General features: G+C 48.8%; 1 pseudogene. It reads left to right on the top strand.

From position 1 onward, the window contains the following. A pseudogene (locus tag F6J90_RS43360) lies at nt 1-295 on the top strand (hypothetical protein); the annotation flags it as partial. Nucleotides 296-1,057: the final 762 nt, after the last annotated feature.

The raw sequence follows: 1,057 nt of genomic DNA, 5'->3' as shown, positions 1-1,057 counted from the left end.
TTTTATTGATTTTTTTTTGCTGATCGTTTTTTATTTTTTTTTTTTTTTTTTTTTCCTGAAGGGCCGACTCGAACTGATCGAGGAAGAGAAGCGGGCGGCGGAACTCGACAGCGCGACCGGCGGCAAGGTCGAGATGGGCTGGGGCACGCAGATCCGTTCGTACGTCTTCTACGACAACCGCGTCAAAGACCACCGCACCAATTACGAACAACCCAACCCGCAGAAGGTGATGGACGGGGACCTGCAGGGGTTTATTGATGCGGAGTTGAAGCGAAGGCGGCGGGAGAAGGGGTGATAAATCTAATTTATTTTCACCATTCTTGTGTGAAGATAGGTAGTTTGTGTTCACCCCATTAATAATATGTTGATAGATCAATCACACAAAACAATAAGGAGTGTGTAAAGGCGATTTTTTGCATATAATGACTGGCTGATGAGAGGGAGAAAAGGCGTACGTTTTTAGCTCTTTTTCCACGCAGTAAAGAACTCATCATGTTTACTTCCGGACGTGTCATCGCAGTTATTTGTTCAACTCTATTTTTAACTTCTTCGTTTTCTTTTTCTGCGGTCGCGCGGATTCGAGGATTGGGAGAACTTCCTGGTGGGGATTTCGGCAGTTACGTCTCTGGAATATCCGGGGACGGTTCGACCGTTGGAGGCAGGAGTTACTCAGCCTCCGGTTTCGAGGCGTTTCGATGGACGGCTGGCAGTGGGATAGTTGGGCTCGGCGATTTTGAAGGTGGTGATTTCCGTAGCAGGGCTTTTGCGACCTCGTTCGATGGATCAGTTGTTATTGGTCGAGGATACTCAGCAAATGGGCAGGAGGCATTTCGCTGGACCGAAGCCGAAGGTATGGTTGCCCTGGGTGATCTGCCAGGGGGTAGCTACAGTAGCGGAGCGAGTGATATATCACCCGACGGCTTAACGATCATTGGAAGGAGTTTTTCTGCCAATGGCAACGAGTCATATCGTTGGACTGAGGCCCAAGGCATGGTGGGGTTGTTTCTCGATAAACTGGCTCGACACTCTCCCGAAATGTAAACCTCACCTGTTGGTT

The sequence above is a fragment of the Moorena sp. SIOASIH genome (assembly GCF_010671925.1).
In the GTDB taxonomy this organism is placed as follows: domain Bacteria; phylum Cyanobacteriota; class Cyanobacteriia; order Cyanobacteriales; family Coleofasciculaceae; genus Moorena.
This window is presented reverse-complemented; position numbering and strand designations above follow the sequence as displayed.